Raw genomic sequence first — 20864 nt, 5'->3', positions numbered from 1 at the left:
GTTCAAATTCTCTTCTAGGGGCGCGACTTATTGCAGCGGTTCAATTGTGTCAGAGCCATCGGGCGGATGGCCGAGTTTTGCGACGCGGCGCTGGTGACGACCGCTTGGATTCCCGGCATCGGCAAATTCCGTCGCGAGAAATGTTGCAACGCAGGACTTGGCCATTTCGATCCCGATCAGCCGCGCGCCCATTGCAATGCAATTGGCATCGTTATGTTCACGTGCGAGAGCGGCGGAGAGCGGCTCAGATACGACGGCGCAGCGGACCACAGGGTTGCGGTTCACCGCGATGGAAATGCCAAGACCGGAGCCGCACAGGGCAATGCCGCGCTCGACAGTGCCTTCAGCGATAACCTCGGCCAGCTTGTAGCCGTAATCGGGGTAATCGACGCTCTGGCCGGCATCGGGGCCAAGGTCAGCGACCTCATGGCCTTGATCGATGAGCCATTCGGCGAGTTCTGCCTTCAAATCCGTGGCAGCATGATCTGATGCAATCGCAATACGCATGGGCGCCTCATAGGGAGCGGAAGCGATTCTCTCTACCCCGCAATCGGCTTTTTCGCCGGGCTTTTTGGCCAGTGGGCTACTCTTCGAGCTTCTTGAGCTGTTTATTGACCCACTTCCACAGCTTCTCGATCTCTTTCGCGGCCTTGCCTTCGGGATCGATTTCGCCCGCAGTCTCGCCCTTGGCGGAGGATCGGTGGAAGGCGGCGCGATCGCCGAGCGAGACCGGGCACAGCTTGAGTCCCATCGCCTTGGCGCTCTTCTTCGCGTCTTCGGTAAGCAGTGTTGCCCCTGCAGGGACTGAATTCAGCACGACGTAAGCGGGTTTGTTTGCAAAGGAGACGAGGTCCGCAATCGGCTCCAGCGCATGCAGGTCAAACGCGCGCGGCTTGCTGGGAATGAGGACGATATCAGCTGCCTTGATGGCTTCGCGCGCGGCGGCATCAGCATGGGGCGGGGTGTCGATGACGACGAAGTCTACGCCGTTCTTCTTTGCTCCTTCGATCGTGCGGCCAAGCCGGGCAGGGGGGCTGGTGACGACCAAAGGGAGGAAATCGCCGCGCCAGTCGCTCCACGCGGCAGCGGTGGCTTGTGGATCGGTGTCGATCACACAGCTTTCGTGGCCAGCCTGCGCGGCGCGCGTCGCAAGATGCACCGCGAGCGTGGTTTTCCCGGAGCCGCCTTTTTGCGAAACGATGGCGATTGTGGGCACTTGGTATATCTCTCTCGATTATGTTGCGGCGCACAATATCGGGGAGCGGTGCCAATGTCGAGCTACTCGGTAGCTTCATCCCCATTGGACTGATTGGCAATAAGCTCGTCCATCAGTTGAGGGATCTTGCCTGTGACAATTGCCATTGTTTCATCCATGAATTGCTGATTGGCCTTCGCGAAGTGCTCATGCGCGACTACGTCCACTGACTTCAGCATGAATGCTTTACCGGTATCGGTTGAGACAAATGCCAGAATGTCTCGCAACTCCTCTTCGGAGAAGATCGCGGCGAACGATCGCGCCCAGCCATCCATGATGTTCGGAATATGACGTCTCAAAGCAGCATCGGTCTCCTCCGATACGTCTGCTTGCCAGCCCTGAATGATAGCGAGCGCCTCGTCATCGATCTTCATCGATGATTTCAACGATTGCAGCATCTGAGCTTCCATTTGGCGGCCCACCGCCGCGAACATGGGCTCCCGTGTCTCTGGAGGATAGGAAATCTCGATAATTTCCTGCGCCAAATTCAGGCGAGTATCACCCACCTGTGCCGTGTTTGGTGCCATGGCTTCCTGCGCCAACGCGGGAGACGCAACAGCCAGCGCCGCGACAATGCCGATAAGAGCGTGTTTCATGATACTTACTGATCCAGGAACGAGCGCATTTTCCGCGACCGGCTAGGGTGCTTGAGCTTCCGCAGCGCCTTTGCCTCGATCTGCCGGATACGTTCGCGGGTAACCGAGAACTGCTGGCCGACTTCTTCCAGCGTGTGATCGGTGTTCATCCCGATGCCGAACCGCATGCGCAGCACGCGCTCTTCACGCGGAGTGAGCGATGCGAGCACACGGGTGACCGTCTCTTTCAGGTTCGCCTGAATTGCGGCATCGACGGGGATGATCGCGTTCTTGTCCTCGATGAAATCGCCGAGGTGCGAGTCTTCCTCGTCCCCGATTGGCGTTTCGAGGGAGATCGGCTCCTTGGCGATCTTCATCACCTTGCGAACCTTTTCGAGCGGCATGGAGAGGCGCGCGGCCATCTCTTCCGGGGTCGGCTCGCGGCCTTCCTCGTGAAGGAACTGGCGCGAGGTGCGGACCAGTTTGTTGATCGTTTCGATCATGTGCACCGGGATGCGGATGGTACGCGCCTGGTCTGCGATCGAGCGGGTGATCGCCTGCCTGATCCACCAGGTCGCATAGGTCGAGAACTTGTAGCCGCGGCGGTATTCGAACTTGTCGACCGCCTTCATCAGGCCGATGTTGCCTTCCTGAATAAGATCAAGGAATTGCAGGCCGCGATTGGTGTATTTCTTGGCGATGGAGATCACGAGACGCAGGTTCGCCTCGACCATTTCCTTCTTCGCGATACGCGCCTCGCGCTCGCCCTTCTGCACCATGTTGACGATGCGGCGGAATTCCTCGAGGCTCATGCCCGTCTGGCTGGCAATGTCGGCGATTTCGGCGCGAATACGCTCGATCGCATCGGCTTCCTTCTCGGCGAAGGCGGCCCATTTCTTGTCCTTCTTCGCCTTTTCCTTCATCCAGGCATCGTCAAGCTCATTGCCGACATAGCTTTCGAGGAAATCGACGCGCTTGATCTTGTGGCGTTCCGCCAGACGCAGCATCTGGCCTCCAAGCGCCGTCAGGCGGCGGTTGAAAGCGTAGAGATTGTCGACCAGGAATTCGATCTTGGTCGCGTGGAACTGCATGCTCTCGACTTCGGAGGTGAGCTCTTCGCCCAGTTTCTCGTAGCGGTTTTCCTTTGCCGCAGGCAGCGCTTCGCCGCGGGCGAGCGTTTCAACGCGCTCAGCCTGAAGTTTCTCGAAGGTCTTGAAGGTCTTGGTGATGCGGGCAAAGCGCTCGATCGCTTCGGGCTTCAGAGTGGCTTCCATCTGCGCGAGGCTGAGGGTGTTGTCCTCCTCATCGTCATCGTCGCGTTTCTTTGAGGCGCGGGGTTCGCCGTCCTCATCATCCTCGTCGAGCTCTTCCTCCTCGTCGTCATCATCGTCATCGTCGCGGATGGTGGGACCGGCGGTTTCTTCGGAGATCTCGCCATCATCATCGTCATCAGCGTCGTCGTTGAGCTTGTCGGCAGGCGGTTCTTTCGACAGCATTGCATCGAGATCGAGGATCTCGCGCAGCTGCATTTCCTCATTGTTGAGCGCTTCAGACCACTGGATGATGGCGTGAAAGGTGATCGGGCTCTGGCACAGACCGATAATCATCGTATCGCGGCCTGCTTCAATGCGCTTGGCAATCGCGATTTCGCCTTCGCGGCTGAGCAATTCGACTGCGCCCATCTCGCGCAGGTACATGCGGACGGGGTCGTCGGTCCGCTCTCCGGTCGCAGCCTTCTTGGCAGCAGCAGCCGGCTTCCTGACTTCCTTCTTCTCGTCGTCGACTTCCATTTCCTCGACTTCGGCGTCCTGCTCCGCCTCAGCCTCGGCCTCTTCGTCATTCTCGACGATGTTGACGCCCATTTCGCTGATCGCGGACATGACGTCCTCAATCTGCTCAGAGGTCATCTGGTCCTGTGGCAAAGCCTCATTGAGCTCATCAACCGTGATGTAGCCTTTCTTCTTGGCCTTGCTCATGAGCTTCTTGATTTGCGCTTCGTTGAGATCGATCAGCGGTGCGTCGTCTTTGTCAGCGCGTTTAGACTTGGTTGCCATACCGTTTTTATCAGTCCGTTTCCATGTCGCTCAACGGAACTTCATCCGATGCGCGAGAATTCCCCATGTCAGCCGCTGCTGCGGCCTTCCTGCGCCCAAAAACCCTCAAGCGCTCGTTCAATTCGGCGAGCCGTTCACGGAGCCGGGATTGCTCTGCGATAGAGCCTTCCGGATCGGTTTCAAAACGCACGGTAGCCGCGGAAATCGCGGCTTCGAGCGCAGGTTTTTCAACCAGCAACGCAACAGCTTCAGCCAATTCCGCGCGCGCATCATCGGGGTTGGAGCCTTCTCTGAGGAAGGCGTATCGTGTCTGATCCGATGGGGCGGGAAGGCCTCTGACCCCGAATATGGCGTTTGTGTGCTTCGAATCAAGGCTTGTTTCGAGACTTTCAGCAAGTTCGAACAGCGATTCGATCCAGACGGCGGTTTGCGGCGCGCTTCGGGCCAGTCTGCCGAGCGCTTCAGAGTGTCGGGTGATCTCGCCTGGATGCCTTACAAGTCCGGCCACTACTGCGCGGGTGAATGCATCGCGCGCTCCGCCTGAAAGCGCTCCGCGAAGGCGGGCTGCGGCTTCGCTCGACAAGACCGGTGGTGCGGGGCGCCACGGCTGTCCGCTGCGCCTTTGCGGTACTGAATTGCTTCGGCGTTCGCGCGGCGGGAAGGCAAAGGCGGAATACCGGTCGAGCAGTTCGCGGCGATATAGCGCGCGAATGTCCTGATCTTCGATGGCTTCGCAATGCGCGAGCAAACGCGCCTTTAGACCGGCCTTGTCCTCAGGCGTGCGAAGCGGCTGCGCATCCCGTTCAAACGTCCAGATCGTCTCCAGCAGGCTGGCAGGCTCGGCGAGCAAGCGCTCCATCGCTTCTGCGCCTTGCTGCTTGATGAGATCGTCAGGGTCGAGCCCGGTCGGCAGCCGCACAATCGCGAGCGAGCGGGCAGGGCGCAGCATCGGCAGCGCGCGTTCGATCGCCCGCATCGCAGCGCGCTGGCCGGCATTGTCGCCGTCGAAGCACAGCACCGGCACTTCGACCATTCGCCACAGCATTTCGAGCTGCATCTCGGTGAGCGCCGTGCCGAGCGGGGCCACCGCATCGCGAATGCCCGCATTGGCGAGCGCGATCACGTCCATGTAGCCTTCGACCACGACCATGCGGCCGGTCTGCCGGCTGGCGGGGCCTGCGCGGTGCAAATTGTACAGCGTGCGTCCCTTGTCGAACAGCGGTGTCTCGGGCGAGTTCAGGTACTTCGCGACGCCATCGAGCTGTTCAAGGATACGACCCCCGAACGCAATCACCCGCCCGCGCTGGTCCTGGATCGGCAGCATCAGCCGGTCGCGGAAGCGGTCATAGGGCGCTTTGTCGTCAACGCTGATCTGCATCCCGCTTTCAACCAGCATCTGCGTGTCGAAGTTCGAGAGCGCACCGCCCAGCGCGACCTTGCTGTCAGGCGCATAGCCAAAGCCGAATTCGCGGATGATCTCCTTCGAGAAACCTCGCGAGAGCAGGTAATCCTGCGCGCGCTTGCCCGATGGACTGCGCAGTTGCTCCATGAACCAGACCTGCGCAGCTTCCGTTACATCGATCAGGCTGGCGCGCTTTTCTGCCTTTTTTGCGGCAACCGGATCAGGCGCAGGGACCTCCATCCCGGCTTCCGCCGCCAGTTCCTTAACCGCATCCATGAAGCCGAGCCCGCGCTGGTCTGTCATCCAGCGGATCACATCGCCATGCGCGCCGCAGCCGAAGCAATGGTAAAAGCCCTTCTGGTCATTAACCGTAAAGCTGGGCGTGTTTTCATTGTGAAACGGGCAGCACGCCTTCCACTCGCGTCCCGCACGCTGGAGCTTGGTCGTGCGCATGATGACGCTCGAAAGCGTCACGCGCGCGCGCAGTTCATCCAGCCATTGCGGGGAAAGTGCCATGCGTCAGGTGTTACCATCCTCTCGTGTTAAGTCGAGTGGATGGTCTGGCCATCTGTGGGCGAGGCTGTGGACTAGCTCAGGCTGGCCTTCACCAGCGCGCTTGCAAGCCCCATGTCGAGCTCTGCGCCGTGGCGTTTCTTGAGCTCACCCATAACGCGGCCCATCTCCTTGATGCTTTCCGCGCCGACTTCGGCCTTAATCGCCTCAATTGCGGCTTTCGTTGCCGCTTCATCGAGCATGGCGGGGAGGAATTCCTCGATCACGGCCAGTTCGGCCTTTTCCTGATCGGCCAGTTCCTGACGGCCGCCATCTTCGTACATCTGGATCGATTCGCGGCGCTGCTTCGCCATCTTCTGCAGCACTTCCGTGACGAGATCGTCGTCATTGTCCGGCGCCTTTCCCGTGCGCGCCTCGATATCGCGATCCTTGATTTTCGCACCGATCAGACGCAGCGCGGCGGTGCGTTCCTTGTCGCCTGCCTTCATGGAAGTGATTGTGGCGGCCTTGATGTCATCGCGCAGCATGAGAGGGGTCTTTCCTGTGGATGGTTTGTTCGATCTGCGGTTTAGCGCAGAAACTCGCTCACAGATAGGTTGACGGACCCGGTTCGCAAGCCTAGCGGGTGGGACTTAGCGACATCGCCGGAAAAACCTTCAAACGGAGAGCCCCTCATGGCTTCTGCTGCCTCTCGTCCTGCGCAACCCCAAGGTGCGACGGGAGTCCTTATTCTGGCCGATGGAACAGTCATCTGGGGCAAGGGCTTCGGCGCAACCGGCGATGCGGTGGGGGAGGTCTGCTTCAACACGAGCATGACCGGTTATCAGGAAGTGATGACGGACCCCAGCTACGCCGCGCAGATCGTCACTTTCACCTTCCCGCATATCGGCAATGTCGGCACCAATGCCGAGGATATCGAAAGCCGCGTGGAAGGCGCGGTCGGCTGTGTGGTGCGCGAGGAAGTGACGCCCGCGAGCAATTTCCGCAGCGAGCAGCAATTCACTGAGTGGATGGAAGCTAATGACAAGATTGGGCTTTCCGGCGTTGATACGCGCGCGCTGACGCGGCGGATCAGGCTCGCGGGCGCGCCCAACGCGGTGATCGCGCATTCGCCCGAGGGCAAGTTCGATATCGATGCTCTCATCGCCAAGGCGCAGGGCTGGGCAGGGCTTGAAGGCATGGATTTGGCGAGCCGCGTGACCCGCGAGGCTCTGGAGGATTGGCGCGGCAGCTATTGGCGGCTCGGGCATGGGTACGGGGAAGGGCCAGACGTCAGCCCCCACGTGGTCGCCATCGACTACGGCGCGAAGGACAATATCTTCCGCAATCTCGTGCGGGCAGGGGCGAAGGTGACGGTGGTTCCGGCAACGACTTCGCTGGAAGAGATTCTGGCGTTGAAGCCGGATGGCGTGTTCCTCTCCAACGGACCGGGCGATCCGGCGGCGACCGGCGAATACGCCGTGCCGGTGATCAAGGCGCTGCTCGACATGGACATGCCGCTGTTCGGAATTTGTCTGGGGCATCAGATGCTTGCGCTCGCAGCGGGAGCCAAGACTATCAAGATGCATCAGGGCCATAGAGGTGCAAATCACCCGGTTCAGCGCGTCGGCAATACTTGGCAGACCTCGCGAGACCTGGTGGAGATCACCAGCATGAACCACGGGTTCGCGGTAGATGCCGCGACATTGCCGCCAGATGTCGAGCAAACGCATGTCTCGCTCTTTGACGGCTCCAATTGCGGGATCGCGATCAAGGGCAAACGCGCATTCGGCGTCCAGTACCACCCCGAGGCTTCACCCGGCCCGCAGGACAGCTTCTACCTGTTCGAGAAGTTTGTGGGAGGCTTGGGGTGAGACTGGATCCTCCGGAAGAGGTCGGTCTAACCTACATCCTTGCGGCTGATGCTGACCCAAAGCTACCAGCAAATTTCGTAAGGAATGACGAAATGTTGTCTGCGGTTGAGGACTACGTGGTGCGAAACCTTTCGAAGCACGATGCCCAAGATTTTTTGGTGCATGAGAACATCGCAGCTTGGCTATTTGAAATGTTTCTCGAGGGAGGTGCAATCGAAAGGCGTGAGACACCATTCGCTGGGGATTATTTCAAATTCAATCAGCAAGCATTCCAGCGCGTAAGGCCGGAGTATCTTCAGTCGAGTCCAGTCCATAAGATCGCGGGTGAAATCGGTGGACGATATTATGCGGACGCCTTTGAGGCGATAGAGCAGTCGCGCCTAGAAGGCAGGGAATCGGAAGATACGGTCCTGCTAGGAGATTATGTCGATGCGGAAATTGTCCCGGCATCGGATCGGATCGTACGATTAGACCACAACCAACGTGAAGAGATTGATAGACCAGTCGATGAGCTGATCAAGAGCGTTGAAGCGGAGAACTCCATTGATGGAGAAGACGGTGTAAGGGAACTTGTTCTTGGGCGCTTGAAAGCCGGACGCGAGCTTGTTCGAGCCGGAATATTCTCGGTCCAGAGCCTGCAACTGACACTCATAGTTGGACTTCAATTGCTGGTCGAGAGGTACAAGGAAACGGCGATTGCGATAGCTGCGGCGAAGCTATTGGATTTGCTTCTGAAACAATATGGAATTGGCTAAATAATGCCCAAACGCACTGACATCTCCTCGATCCTCGTCATAGGCGCTGGCCCGATCATCATCGGCCAGGCGTGCGAGTTCGATTATTCCGGAACCCAAGCGATCAAGGCTCTGAAAGAAGAGGGTTATCGCGTCATTCTGGTGAACTCCAATCCGGCGACGATCATGACCGATCCGGAGTTTGCCGACGCGACCTATATCGAGCCGATCACGCCTGAAATCGTCGCCAAGATCATCGCGAAGGAGCGGCCCGACGCGCTGCTCCCGACCATGGGCGGGCAGACCGCGCTGAACTGCGCGTTGAAGCTCGACGAAATGGGCGTGCTCGCCGAATACGGCGTCGAAATGATCGGGGCGAAGGCCGATGCGATCGACAAGGCGGAAAACCGCCAGCGTTTCCGCGATGCGATGGACGCGATCGGCCTTGAAAGCGCGCGCAGCGGCGTCGCCAACACGGTCGAGCAGGCACTAGAAGTGCTCGAGCGGACCAAGCTTCCCGCGATCATCCGCCCCAGCTTTACGCTTGGTGGGACGGGCGGCGGCATCGCCTACAACAAGGCCGAGTTCGAGCGGATCGTGCGTGAAGGCTTGGATGCATCGCCAACCACCGAGGTGCTGATCGAGGAATCGCTGCTCGGCTGGAAGGAATACGAGATGGAGGTTGTCCGCGACAAAAAGGACAACTGCATCATCATCTGTTCCATCGAGAATGTCGATCCGATGGGCGTCCACACCGGCGATTCCATCACGGTCGCGCCGGCACTTACGCTGACCGACAAGGAATACCAGATCATGCGCACCGCGTCCCTGAACGTGCTGCGCGAGATCGGCGTCGAGACCGGCGGGTCCAACGTTCAGTTCGCCGTCAATCCCAAGGATGGCCGCCTGATCGTGATCGAAATGAACCCGCGCGTGTCGCGCTCATCAGCGCTGGCCTCCAAGGCAACCGGCTTCCCGATTGCGCGCGTCGCAGCAAAGCTTGCGGTGGGCTACACGCTCGACGAGATCACCAACGAGATTACCGGCGCGACGCCTGCGAGCTTCGAGCCGACCATCGACTATGTCGTGACCAAGATCCCGCGTTTCGCGTTCGAGAAGTTCAAGGGCGCCAAGGTGGAGCTTGCCACGGCGATGAAATCCGTCGGTGAAGTCATGGCGATTGGCCGCAACTTCCAGGAAAGCGTGCAGAAGGCGCTGCGCGGCCTTGAGACCGATCTCGACGGCTTCAACCGCCAGACCGCGCTCGAAGGGCTGGGCAAGGACGCGCTGATTGCTGCGCTCTCAAAGCGCACGCCGGACCGGCTGCTCAACGTGGCGCAGGCCTTCCGCGAGGGCCTCACCGTCGAGGAAATCCAGCCGATCACTGGCTATGACCCGTGGTTCCTGCGCCAGATCGAAGAGATTATCGCTGCGGAGAAGGATATCTCCACCAATGGTTTGCCGACCGATGCGGCGGGCCTGCGCAAGCTGAAGTCAATGGGCTTTTCGGACAAACGGCTGGCGACTTTGGCTGTGCGTTCGGTTGGCGTGGCGGGCGGCCTTGGCGAAACGCAGGCGAAACGCTCTGGACTGCTGCACGATGCGCTGCAAGCCATGGCTGGCGCTACATCCGAAGAAGAAGTGCGCGCGCTGCGCCACAAGCTCGGCGTGCGTCCGGTGTTCAAGCGGATCGACAGCTGCGCTGCGGAATTCGAAGCGATCACGCCTTACATGTACTCGACCTATGAAGCGCCCAGCTTCGGTGAGCCTGAATGCGAAGCCGCGCCATCCGATCGACGCAAGATCGTCATCCTCGGCGGCGGCCCGAACCGGATCGGGCAGGGGATCGAGTTCGACTATTGCTGCGTCCACGCCTGTTTTGCGCTGAGCGAAGCGGGATTCGAGACGATCATGATCAATTGCAATCCGGAGACGGTCTCGACCGACTATGACACGTCCGACCGGCTCTATTTCGAGCCGCTGACCGCCGAAGACGTGCTGGAGATCCTCAAGCTGGAACAGTCCACCGGCGAGTTGGTCGGCGTGATTGTGCAATTTGGCGGGCAGACCCCGCTCAAGCTGGCGCAAGCGCTGGAAGATGCCGGAATTCCGATCCTCGGGACCTCTCCTGACGCGATTGACCTTGCCGAAGATCGCGAGCGGTTCGCGAAGCTCGTCAACAAGCTCAACCTCAAGCAACCCGACAATGGCATTGCCTACAGCCGCGATGAGGCCGCCGCAGTCGCAGCACGGATCGGCTACCCCGTCCTGCTGCGCCCGAGCTACGTGCTTGGCGGCCGCGCGATGGAGATCGTCGACAGCGAGGCGCAGCTCGACGACTACATCAAGACGGCGGTGAACGTGTCCGGCGACAGTCCGGTGCTGGTCGACCAGTACCTGCGCGACGCGATCGAATGCGATGTCGACGTGGTGTGCGATGGCGAGGAAGTGCGCGTCGCGGGCGTGATGCAGCATATCGAGGAAGCAGGCGTGCACTCAGGCGACAGCGCCTGCACTTTGCCGCCCTACTCGCTGCCCGCCGAAATCATCGAGGAAATGGAGCGCCAGGCCGAGGCCTTGGCTCGGGCACTCAAAGTCGTCGGCCTGATGAACGTGCAATTTGCGGTCAAGGACGGCGAAGTTTACCTGATCGAAGTGAACCCGCGCGCTTCCCGCACGGTGCCGTTCGTTGCCAAGGCGATCGGGCAGCCGGTCGCCAAGATCGCGAGCCGAGTAATGGCGGGTGAGAAGCTCAGCAGCTTTGAGCCGTTCAAGCGCGAGTTTGATTATATGGCAGTGAAAGAGGCGGTGTTCCCCTTCAACCGCTTCCCTGGCAGCGATCCGGTGCTCACGCCCGAAATGAAATCGACGGGCGAAGTGATGGGTATCGACCGGACCTTTGAAGAGGCCTTCCTCAAGTCGCAGATGGGAGCCGGAATGGTGCTGCCGCGCGAAGGAACGCTGTTCGTTTCTGTCAAGGACACAGACAAGCCACATATCCTCGGCGCGGTGAAGACCCTGATCGAGCAAGGCTTCAACGTTGTCGCAACGGGCGGAACGCAGAGCTATCTGGTGGAGCAGGGCTTGCCAGTTGAGCTCGTCAACAAGGTGGCAGAGGGGCAACCGCATATCGTCGATAGAATCATCGATGGCGATATCGACCTGATCTTTAACACGACCGAAGGCTGGCAGAGCCTGATGGACTCCAAATCGATCCGCGCAACGGCGTTGGAAGCGAAGGTCCCGTACTACACGACCGCGACGGCTTCGAGTGCTGCGGCAAGCGCAATTCATGCGGTAAATGCAAGTGAGCTTGAAGTTCGCTCGCTCCAGGACTATTATAGCTGAACGAACACAGCGTATCTCCCGACATTTCAGCGTGACTTGGCCGCTCCGGCAGAGACGGCCGCGGCCTGAATTTCGCTGAATTTTGAGACGATTGCGCGCTGAAGGATAGAATGGATGGCTACGATGGAAAAGGTTCCGATGCTGGCAGAAGGTTATGAGCGGCTCACCGCCGATCTCAAGGCCCTGCGTGCGGAACGCCCGCGCATTGTGGAAGCGATTGAAGAAGCGCGCGCGCATGGCGACCTGTCGGAAAACGCTGAGTACCATGCTGCGAAAGAGCGCCAGGGCCAGGTTGAAGCACAGATTTCTGAACTGGAAGACAAGGTCAGCCGTGCGCAGATCATCGACCCGTCAACGCTGTCGGGCGACCGGATCATTTTCGGCGCGACAGTCACTCTGCTCGACGAAGACGACAAGCCGGTAAAGTATCAGATTGTCGGTCAGACCGAGGCTGACGCCAGCAAGGGCCGCATCTCTTACAATTCGCCGATAGCGCGCGCATTGATTGGCAAGCAGGTCGATGACGAGATCGAAGTGACTGTCCCGTCAGGCGACCGGTTCTACGTCGTCGACAAGATCGAATTCATCTGATCTTATAGGAGCGAGGGCGCTCGCGGTTTAACCGAGCGCCTTTTCCATAGCGTAATTGTGGATAGCTACTTCGCGCCCGTCATGTGCGATGGTGAAGTCGCGCCTGTGCGTCACTGCGTAACCGGCGCGCTCGAATGAAGGAACCGCCAGCTCGCTCGCTTCGGTGTAAAGCCGCTCGCATCCCAATTGCAGCGCCCGCTGCTCCATCTCGGCGAGCAGGGCGTGCGCAAGTCCGCGCCGCGTGTGATCGGGATCGCAATAGAGGTGATCCAGGTGCCCATCAGCCTCCAGCAGCGCGTAAGCCACTGGTCTGTCTTGCGGGTCCACTGCAACGCGGATCGTGTCGCCAGATACATGCCGTTCGCGAAAGCGCTCGGGTCCGGGATGCCGCGCGGACCATGCCGCGATCTGCTCTGCCGAATAGGCATACGGTCCTATTGACCTGATTGCGCGCTGCATCAAATTGGCGATTGCTTCGGCATCGTCATCGCAAAAAGGCCGGAGCAGATAGGCCACGGCTTGCGTTGCTCGCTCAGGTGTCAGGGGTCAGCAGCCGGTGGATATGCACGACGACGTAGCGCATCTCGGCATCGTCAACCGTGCGCTGCGCCTGCGAACGCCAGGCATCCTCGGCCGCTTCGTAATTGGAAAAAACTCCCACGACGTGAAGGCTTTCCGGATCCTGAAATTCGAGGCTGCGCGGATCCTTGACTCGCCCCCCCATGACCAGGTGGAGCTTCTGTTTCGGGGTTGTTTCTTCCATATTCTCGACCTTTCTCAATGGGGAGGCGCCTGATCGCAGGCATTTTCTGAGGCCCATAGACGAAGTGTCATGACAGGCAAAGCCGTCACGTGGTCGATCAACTGAACAAGCGCAGCCTAGCTCGAAATGCGGTCGCGAAACCCTCGGACGGCGCGGCGCGTCTTGCGGGTGGCTGTGCGCTTGGCTGCGGCGGCATTGTCGGACGCCTTGGCCGCGATGTAGGTAGCTTCGCGCTTCACCGTACGAGCGGAATCGCGTGCGGAATCGCTCAAATCTTCGAGTTTGTCCTGGCCTGTCCGGGCCGCAGTCGAGGCTTCGTCGATCAGCTTCATACCGAAGGCAAGGACCGCGTCGCGTGCGAGCAACGCGAAGACGCTGCTCTTGCCGACTGCCTGGCGCGCTACGCGGCGGCCGGGTTTCGTCATCAATCCGATCGCAAGGCCAGCCGCAATCGCGCCGCCGACGGCGACAAGCGGCTTGCGCTTGATGAATTCTGCCGCGTTTCCAGCCGCTTCCTTGGCGCTTTCGGCGACCGTTCTCGCTGCATGACGTGCTTCGCCAGCCGCGATGCGTTGTTTCAGTTCTTCACGTTTCTCGTCATCGGACATTGTAGAATTCTCCATGACTGCCGTGTTGCAAGTGCTCCGGCATCAATTCTCGGTTTCTTCCGCTGCGACCTTTGAAGTTGTTCCCTCCGCGCTATCCGAGCCCTCTCCAGCATCTTCAAACAGCGACAGGATAGGATTGCGCGCAAACCAGATCAGTACGGCACCAACAAGAGCGGCAAGAATGCCCTTGTGATCATTGGCCGCAGCGCTCGCCTTGTCGAACACCTCGCGCGCGCCATCGTTAAGGTTCGCCGCTGCACGCTCCGTCAGGCTCGGCCCTGAAAAGGTGTTCTTCACATGCGCCATATCGGCATCAAGCAAAGCCTTGGCGGCATTACGTACAGCGCGATCTTCCAACATCTGCTGTTTTAGATCGCTCATCTTTCGTTGTCCTCGGCAAACGCGTCAGCGATGTTGCGCGCGCGGTTGCGCGCTTTCAGCAAGACGAAGAGCGTCGCGAGCAAAAGCACGCCAACCACGGCTGCGGTTGCGCCCCAGGCAGTGAGGTAGGGAGTCAGTGCGAGGACAGCTCCAACCACCAGCGCAATCAGCGCAAGATGCAGGAAGGCGAGGGCGGCAAGGACAGACAGCGCCGCCGACTTGCCTTGCTGGGCGCTATAGCTCAGGCGGCTTTTCTGAAACGCGAACTCGGCTTCCGCATAGGTCCGCCCGTCAGCGATCAGGGCGAGGACTTCATCGGACAAGCCGGGCTCGCGCTTCAGCGAGTCCTCGTCGCCGCGCAATGCTTCCTCAAACTCGTCCTCTGCACTGGGTGAGCGTTGCTCACCCGGTGCGTCATCCTCGCGCATAGAGCCCCCTTACGCTCCGCGCGGCTTAATCGCGAGAGCCGCGAAACAGCCGTGCGAGCAGGAACCCAGCGATCGCAGCGATCCCAAGGGCAGTGCCTGGGCTCTTGCGCACGAATTCGCGCGCATCTTCGCCGATATCCTCGACGCTCTTTGCTTCCAGCTTGGCTGAGGCTTCTTGCAGACTGCGCGAGGCTTTGCGGGCATAATCCCCATACTGGTCGCCAAAGCGCTCATCTAGCTGCGGAGCGGTATCCGAAATGACCTTGCCCAGTGAAGCGAGACCATCGCTGGCCTTGTTCTTGCCTTCAGTCGCAAGCTCGCCAGCCTTCGCCTTGGCTTCGTTACCGTAATTCTTTGCTTCTGCCACGAGATCGGTTCCTTTTGCCTTTGCTTCCTGACGGTAGGCGCCTGCGCGCTCTCCAGCTTCGGCCCTGAGCGCAGCCGCGCCTGCCTTGGCTTCTTCCAGTGCAGCACTAAAGCGGGTCTTCGCTTCGCTGGCGCCGGTTTCGGCTGTCGTCGCGCTCGACTTGGTGGTGGTTTTCTTTGCGGGTGTTTTCTTCCGCGTGGTTTTGGCTTCTGCCATGATTGAGCTCCCTTCGAGTCTTCGAGCTAAAATACAAGACTTTCTTCGCAGGTGCAAAACCGGCGAAAACGTATCCATGATTGCAACGCCGCTTGCGCCGTTATGATCCGGCGCATAGAGCGCGCATCATCGCCCCAAACAACTATATGGGGGTGTGTTAAGAGATTACAACACCAAGAGGCAGGCTGATCCCATGACCGCAATCATTGATCTTCACGGACGCGAAATACTCGACAGCCGCGGCAATCCGACAGTGGAAGTCGATGTGTTGCTTGAAGACGGAAGTTTTGGACGCGCTGCCGTTCCCTCGGGCGCTTCGACAGGCGCGTATGAGGCGGTTGAGCTGCGCGACGGAGACAAGGCACGGTACCTTGGCAAGGGCGTCCTCAAAGCGGTTGAATCGGTCAACGGTCCGCTCACCGATGCCTTGCTCGGTATTGATGCCGAAGATCAGCGCGATGTCGATATGGCCATGATTGCGCTTGATGGAACGCCGAACAAGGGCAAGCTTGGCGCGAACGCCATTCTCGGTGTCAGCATGGCGGTTGCCAAAGCGGCAGCCAATGCGCGCGGTCTGCCGCTCTATTCCTATATCGGCGGCGTCTTTGCGCATGTTCTGCCGGTGCCGATGATGAACATCATCAACGGCGGCGAGCATGCAGACAACCCGATCGACATCCAGGAGTTCATGGTGATGCCGGTGGGTGCGGGCTCGATTGCCGAAGCTGTGCGCTGGGGTTCAGAGATCTTCCACACGCTCAAGAAGGGCCTCTCGCAGAAAGGCCTCGCAACCTCTGTCGGCGATGAAGGCGGTTTCGCACCTGACTTGGCCAGCACCCGTGACGCGCTTGATTTCATCATGGCATCTATCGAGCAAGCCGGGTTCAAGCCGGGCCAAGATGTGACCCTCGCACTCGATTGCGCGTCGACGGAATTCTTTGCCGATGGGCGGTATGACATGGCAGGCGAAGGCACATCTCTAAGCCCGGAAGAAATGGCGCAGTACCTTGCCGATTTGTGCAAAGACTATCCGATCCGTTCGATCGAAGATGGCATGGCTGAAGATGACTTCGCGGGCTGGAAAGCGCTTACGGACCTTATTGGGGACAAGGTGCAGCTCGTGGGCGATGACCTTTTCGTGACAAATCCGGCGCGTTTGACTGATGGCATTGCGCAGGGCCTGGCCAACTCGCTGCTGGTCAAGGTCAATCAGATCGGCACGCTGTCAGAGACACTCGATGCGGTCGATATCGCGCATCGTGCGGGCTACACCTCCGTCATGAGCCACCGCTCTGGTGAAACCGAGGATGCGACGATCGCCGATCTCGCGGTTGCGACCAATTGCGGTCAGATCAAGACCGGCTCGCTCGCGCGGTCGGACCGGCTTGCGAAATACAACCAGTTGATCCGGATCGAGGAAGAGCTTGGCGATAGCGCCCGCTATGCAGGTGCTGCATGTTACGGCAAGCGGAGCTAGACTTCGCGCGTGATCGCTGAACAGGTCGGCAGGCAGCCAGTATCAGGACTAACCAGTGGCTTGACGCGGAAGTACACCTTCTGCCTCAAGCACTTGCGAGAAGTAGGTCTCCATCCGCTCGACCCCATGATCTGACAACCGCACGAGAATGCGGCGTTGGTCATGCGGGTCGTGTTCGCGCTCTACCAGACCGGCATCCTGCAAGACCCCGAGCCACCTTAATCCTGTGGTGGGCGGCGATGCCGAGCCGATGCACGCACTCGAAACCGACACTGTCTTGCCTTCTGCATAGGCGATGTAGAGATCCAGCAGGATATCCCAGGCTGGTTCACCGAAAAGATCGTTTGCAGCAAACACGGCAACACGCTTGCGCCTGTTTTCGTAGCGCTTGCGTGCCAGCGAAAGGAAGTGTTCGCGCCCGAATTGCGTTACTTGCGGCGACGTCGGCGATGCTGCGGCAGGGGTCGAATGCGCCGTCGGTTCGCTCGAGGCAGGTGCCATGAGGGGAATTGCCGGTTGTGTGCGGCGTGCGTCTTCCAGCTCTTGCGCAAGGGCCTGCAACTGGTCAGCCAATCGGATCAGATCATTGCGCTGCAACAGGCGCTGGTCGTCAGACGGCCTGCGCTCCCTGATGGCTGGAGCAGCATCGGGTGCACTCGACCGGTTCCACTCATGATCCCGATCCGCGTATTGCGCATCTGCCATGGCTGATCCCACTGCGAGCGATGGCGATCGAAGCGTTTCACTCATGGCTCACTCCTGCGTGCACGCAGCATCAGCACTGCACCTTCAATCCCGAGTAAGATGTCTGATCGTAGTGGTGCAAAGAGACCTCCTGCCCAGGCGAGGAGCACTCAGGGGAGGGGCGCATGAAGTCGGCCGGCAGAATTCCCTGCCGGGTGCGCAACGGGAGCACTGCTCCCCTTTCCTGAGGCTTACCCTGTTGCGATTGGGATTAGCAGCGATCTCCGGGAAAGACCTATCCGGATCACTACTTAGGCCTAGCTGTTAAGACTCATGCAGCCTGATTCGAGCGCCACTTTCTTTAGCCGGTGGCACGGGGTCTCAGGCGGCGAAACGTTGCTGCAGATCCATCAGCACAAGCGCTGCCTTGGCAGCTTCGCCACCCTTGTCCTTTTGCGATGGATCAGCACGAACGAGAGCATGCGCTTCGTTCTCAGTCGTGAGAATACCGTTGCCGATCGCAATCCCGTCCATGGTCAGCGCCATGATGGCGCGGGCGCTTTCCCCTGCGACGATTTCAAAGTGATAGGTCTCGCCGCGGATCACCACGCCAATCGCGACAAAGCCGTCATATTGGCCGCTCTCCGCTGCCAAGGCGATTGCTCCCGGCACTTCGAGCGCTCCGGGCACGGTCAGCACCTCAGCCTCGTGGCCAGCTGCTTCGATTACGGCGCGTGCGCCTGCGATCAGCATGTCATTGAGATGCGCGTAAAAGCGCGCTTCGACAATCAGGATACGGGCCATTGAGTCTTACTCCGGAATGGGGCGGGTGGCGACGATGTTGAGGCCATAGCCTTCGATCGCGACGACATTGGGCTGCGAATTGGACAGCAGGATCATGTCCTCGACCTTGAGGTCTGCCAGGATTTGGGAGCCGACGCCGACATTACGAACCTCGTCTTCCTCGCTGTAGCCTTTGTTTCCAGCGGGCCTGCCAGTGATGAGCACGATTACACCAGAGCCATGCTCGCCTACTGCCTGCATCGCGCGCTGGAGTGTCCGCTTGCGCGGGCCGGGCTTGCCAAGCAGATCGTCGAAGATCGAGATCGGATGGACACGGGCGAGGGTGGGTTCTCCGGGTATCACCTGGCCCTTCTGCAGGACGTAGCTCTCGCTGTCATCAACCGTGTTGCGGTAGGTCAGCATGCGCCAGTCACCGCCATAGTCCGAGGTGAAGCTGTGATCGCCAATCCGTTCAACCAGATGGTCATTGCGCATGCGGTATTCGATCAGATCCCGGATCGTGCCGATCTTGAGGCCGTGCTTGCGGGCGAACACCATCAGGTCCTCGAGCCGCGCCATGGTCCCGTCCTCGTTCATGATCTCGCAGATCACGCCCGAGGGGTTGAGCCCTGCAAGCCGGGAGATATCCACGGCGGCCTCGGTATGGCCCGCCCGGATCAGGACGCCGCCATCGCGCGCGGTCAAGGGAAAGACATGGCCTGGCGTGACGATGTCGTCCGGTCCCTTGGTCGAATCGATCGCGACAGAGATGGTTCGCGCCCGGTCAGCGGCCGAGATGCCGGTGGTGACGCCTTCCTTCGCTTCGATCGAAGTCGTGAAGGCGGTTTTCATCGCCTCGGTGTGGTTGCGGCTCATCGGTTCAAGGCCAAGTGCATCGACACGGGCGCGATCCAGCGCGAGGCAGATCAGCCCGCGGCCATGCATGGCCATGAAATTGACCGCCATGGGCGTTGCCATCTGGGCGGGGATGATGAGGTCACCTTCATTCTCGCGGTCTTCATCATCGACCAGGATGTACATGCGGCCATTGCGTGCTTCCTCGATGATTTCCTCGATCCCGACCAGCACCGGGCTGTCATCGTGATTGAGCAGGAAGCTCTCAAGCTTGGCAAGCGTGTCAGCAGTGGGATTCCAGGCGCGGTCTCCAGCATCGCGCAGAGTGTTTGCATGGAGCCCGGCAGCGCGCGCCAAGCCGCTCTTGGTCATTTCGCCGGAAGTGATGAGTTCGCGAACGCGATCGATTACAGAAGCCATGAAACCGCAATATCACATTTCAATGTGATTGCAACCATTGTCACTAACAGCACAATGTGAATTACGAATATGAGGAGAGTGTGGTGGACGCACTAGGGCTCGAACCTAGGACCCGCTGATTAAGAGTTATCGGCTCCGTTTCGTGGTAATACTAGCGGCGTGGCGGTGATTATCCTCGTAATTGTCCACTTAGCTTCATTGCTGTTCACCCAAATTCCCGCTAACGTGATTGCTGAAATTGGAGCTAGCAATCACCTATGGCAACCAAGCGCATCAGTAAGACAAGTGTCGATAACCTCCAGGCCGGGGAACGTGACGACTTCTTGTGGGATGACAAGATTGCCGGATTTGGGGTGAAGGTCACTCCCAAGGGCCGCAAGGTCTTTATCTTCCAGTATCGGCTTGGTGGACGAGGGGCAAAGGTCCGGCGCTATACCATTGGCCCGCACGGATCGATTACAGCAGAAAAAGCAAGAGACGAAGCAGGGCGTCTGTCACTTATGACGACGCAGGGGATTGATCCGCAGTCTGAGAAGGCTGAAAAACGCCGAGAGACTGTTGAACTGGCATTCGAGGGCTATCTTTCTCGGTTCACCGACGAATGCCTTAAGGTCGATTGGCCTGCATCGTGGGAGGATGCCGAGCGGACATTACAACGCTTCGCAGTCCCGGTTCTTCGTTCCAAGTCACTCCCTGAAATCCAGCGCCGGGACATTACCTCGATCCTTCGCCCGCTTCGAAAGATGCCAGCGACCGAAAAGAAGGTGTTTGCGATCCTGCGCAGACTCTTCCGCTGGGCGGTCAACAACGGCGATATTCAGACCTCTCCAATGCTAGGGATGGAGGGGCCTGAGGGTGCGAAGGCCCGCGACCGTTACCTAGAAGATTGGGAACTGGTGTTGGTCTGGCGGGCCTGTGAAGAATTGGGCAATCCGTTTGGACCACTCATTAGGTTGTTGGCTCTCACTGGTGCGCGCCGAGAGGAAGTCGCTGGCCTATCATGGTCTGAGCTGGATCAGGATCGTAGCATCTGGTCTTTGCCAGCCGAACGGGCGAAGAATGGTCATGCAACTGACATTCCACTCTCCGTCTTGGCTTTGGCAGAGATTGAGAAAGTGCGGAACGATAGGAACAATAGGAACGATAGGTGGCCTCGCAGAGGGTTACTGTTCACCACAACGGGCAAGACTCCGGTTTCAGGCTTCTCAAAAGCAAAGAAGCGGCTGGATGCGAAGATTGCCGAACTGAACGAAGGCGAGGGGCTGGAGCGCTGGACGCTTCACGATTTGCGAAGGACACTGGCAACAGGAATGCAGCGCCTTGGCGTTCGGTTTGAGGTGACCGAGGCAATCCTGAACCATGTGGGCGAGTCCAAGTCGGGCGTTGCTGGAATATACCAACGCCACGATTGGGGGCCTGAGAAGAAGGCGGCGCTTCAAGCATGGTCCGATCATATTAAGAGCCTTCTCACAAAGAAGGATGAAACGAACGTTGTTCAGCTTGCGGACTTGCGGGCATGAACGTGTGGCGCGGCTAGGGTAGCTCCCGAACAGCAGG

The 20864-nt window shown here is 59.3% G+C and carries 21 protein-coding genes; 6 read left to right on the top strand and 15 right to left on the bottom strand.

Going from position 1 to position 20864, the window contains the following annotated elements; genetic code table 11:
- Positions 1-27: 27 nt before the first annotated feature.
- From ACG9DO_RS12015 to ACG9DO_RS11990, 6 genes are all read right to left on the bottom strand, one after another.
- Positions 28-507 (bottom strand): RpiB/LacA/LacB family sugar-phosphate isomerase, encoded by a 480-nt coding sequence (locus tag ACG9DO_RS12015; protein ID WP_394728233.1) that lies wholly within the window; start codon positions 505-507, stop codon positions 28-30.
- A 76-nt stretch (positions 508-583) separates the two neighbouring features.
- Complete coding sequence (gene parA / locus ACG9DO_RS12010; protein ID WP_394728231.1) at positions 584-1216, bottom strand: ParA family partition ATPase; 633 nt, start codon at positions 1214-1216, stop codon at positions 584-586.
- A 62-nt stretch (positions 1217-1278) separates the two neighbouring features.
- Complete coding sequence (locus ACG9DO_RS12005) at positions 1279-1797, bottom strand: hypothetical protein (protein WP_394728229.1); 519 nt, start codon at positions 1795-1797, stop codon at positions 1279-1281.
- 59 nt (positions 1798-1856) lie between these two features.
- A complete protein-coding gene (rpoD, locus tag ACG9DO_RS12000) occupies positions 1857-3884 on the bottom strand; it encodes an RNA polymerase sigma factor RpoD (protein ID WP_394728227.1) in 2028 nt (675 codons plus the stop codon).
- A 10-nt stretch (positions 3885-3894) separates the two neighbouring features.
- Positions 3895-5802, bottom strand: a complete 1908-nt coding sequence (gene dnaG / locus ACG9DO_RS11995) for a DNA primase (protein WP_394728225.1) — start codon at positions 5800-5802, stop codon at positions 3895-3897.
- A gap of 71 nt (positions 5803-5873) precedes the next feature.
- Positions 5874-6326 (bottom strand): GatB/YqeY domain-containing protein, encoded by a 453-nt coding sequence (locus ACG9DO_RS11990; protein ID WP_394728223.1) that lies wholly within the window; start codon positions 6324-6326, stop codon positions 5874-5876.
- A 147-nt stretch (positions 6327-6473) separates the two neighbouring features.
- Here ACG9DO_RS11990 and carA point away from each other — a divergent pair, with 147 nt between their 5' ends.
- The 4 genes from carA to greA all read left to right on the top strand — a co-directional run bounded on the left by carA (position 6474) and on the right by greA (position 12325).
- A complete protein-coding gene (gene carA, locus ACG9DO_RS11985; RefSeq protein ID WP_394728221.1) occupies positions 6474-7652 on the top strand; it encodes a glutamine-hydrolyzing carbamoyl-phosphate synthase small subunit in 1179 nt (392 codons plus the stop codon).
- 92 nt (positions 7653-7744) lie between these two features.
- Positions 7745-8407 carry a hypothetical protein gene (locus ACG9DO_RS11980; protein ID WP_394728219.1) on the top strand — a complete coding sequence of 221 codons (663 nt, stop codon included), beginning with the start codon at positions 7745-7747 and terminating at the stop codon, positions 8405-8407.
- A gap of 3 nt (positions 8408-8410) precedes the next feature.
- Positions 8411-11734, top strand: coding sequence for a carbamoyl-phosphate synthase large subunit (gene carB / locus ACG9DO_RS11975; protein WP_394728217.1), 3324 nt, complete (start codon positions 8411-8413; stop codon positions 11732-11734).
- 114 nt (positions 11735-11848) lie between these two features.
- Positions 11849-12325, top strand: a complete 477-nt coding sequence (gene greA, locus ACG9DO_RS11970) for a transcription elongation factor GreA (RefSeq protein WP_394728215.1) — start codon at positions 11849-11851, stop codon at positions 12323-12325.
- Positions 12326-12352: 27 nt separating this feature from the next.
- Here greA and ACG9DO_RS11965 read toward each other — a convergent pair whose 3' ends face one another.
- The 6 genes from ACG9DO_RS11965 to ACG9DO_RS11940 form a co-directional block, all read right to left on the bottom strand.
- Positions 12353-12784: a GNAT family N-acetyltransferase gene (locus ACG9DO_RS11965; RefSeq protein WP_394728213.1), complete on the bottom strand. Its 432-nt coding sequence runs from the start codon at positions 12782-12784 to the stop codon at positions 12353-12355.
- 73 nt (positions 12785-12857) lie between these two features.
- On the bottom strand, positions 12858-13088 hold the full coding sequence (locus tag ACG9DO_RS11960) for a DUF4170 domain-containing protein (protein ID WP_394728211.1): 231 nt from the start codon (positions 13086-13088) through the stop codon (positions 12858-12860).
- A 116-nt stretch (positions 13089-13204) separates the two neighbouring features.
- The gene (locus ACG9DO_RS11955; protein WP_394728209.1) at positions 13205-13711 is read right to left on the bottom strand and encodes a hypothetical protein; all 507 of its coding nucleotides are present in this window, start codon (positions 13709-13711) and stop codon (positions 13205-13207) included.
- Positions 13712-13738: 27 nt separating this feature from the next.
- Complete coding sequence (locus ACG9DO_RS11950; protein WP_394728207.1) at positions 13739-14077, bottom strand: hypothetical protein; 339 nt, start codon at positions 14075-14077, stop codon at positions 13739-13741.
- Positions 14074-14505 (bottom strand): phage holin family protein, encoded by a 432-nt coding sequence (locus ACG9DO_RS11945; RefSeq protein ID WP_394728205.1) that lies wholly within the window; start codon positions 14503-14505, stop codon positions 14074-14076. Before ACG9DO_RS11945 ends, ACG9DO_RS11950 begins: the two co-directional genes overlap by 4 nt.
- A 25-nt stretch (positions 14506-14530) precedes the next feature.
- Positions 14531-15088 carry a hypothetical protein gene (locus tag ACG9DO_RS11940; protein WP_394728203.1) on the bottom strand — a complete coding sequence of 186 codons (558 nt, stop codon included), beginning with the start codon at positions 15086-15088 and terminating at the stop codon, positions 14531-14533.
- Positions 15089-15281: 193 nt separating this feature from the next.
- Between ACG9DO_RS11940 and eno the strand changes: the two genes are divergently transcribed.
- Entirely contained in the window at positions 15282-16565 is a 1284-nt protein-coding gene (eno, locus tag ACG9DO_RS11935; protein ID WP_394728201.1) for a phosphopyruvate hydratase, read from the top strand.
- Positions 16566-16613: 48 nt separating this feature from the next.
- On the opposite strand, the gene ACG9DO_RS11930 is transcribed toward eno, so the two are convergent.
- The 3 genes from ACG9DO_RS11930 to ribB form a co-directional block, all read right to left on the bottom strand.
- Positions 16614-17315 carry a MarR family transcriptional regulator gene (locus ACG9DO_RS11930; RefSeq protein WP_394728199.1) on the bottom strand — a complete coding sequence of 234 codons (702 nt, stop codon included), beginning with the start codon at positions 17313-17315 and terminating at the stop codon, positions 16614-16616.
- A gap of 315 nt (positions 17316-17630) precedes the next feature.
- The gene (gene ribH / locus ACG9DO_RS11925; protein WP_394728197.1) at positions 17631-18053 is read right to left on the bottom strand and encodes a 6,7-dimethyl-8-ribityllumazine synthase; all 423 of its coding nucleotides are present in this window, start codon (positions 18051-18053) and stop codon (positions 17631-17633) included.
- 6 nt (positions 18054-18059) lie between these two features.
- Positions 18060-19307, bottom strand: a complete 1248-nt coding sequence (ribB, locus tag ACG9DO_RS11920; protein WP_394728195.1) for a 3,4-dihydroxy-2-butanone-4-phosphate synthase — start codon at positions 19305-19307, stop codon at positions 18060-18062.
- 257 nt (positions 19308-19564) lie between these two features.
- On the opposite strand from ribB, the gene ACG9DO_RS11915 reads away from it, so the two are divergent.
- Positions 19565-20827, top strand: coding sequence for a tyrosine-type recombinase/integrase (locus ACG9DO_RS11915; protein WP_394728193.1), 1263 nt, complete (start codon positions 19565-19567; stop codon positions 20825-20827).
- Positions 20828-20864: the final 37 nt, after the last annotated feature.

It is taken from the genome of Altererythrobacter sp. GH1-8, from assembly GCF_043702085.1.
In the GTDB taxonomy this organism is placed as follows: Bacteria; Pseudomonadota; Alphaproteobacteria; order Sphingomonadales; family Sphingomonadaceae; genus Erythrobacter.
This window is presented reverse-complemented; position numbering and strand designations above follow the sequence as displayed.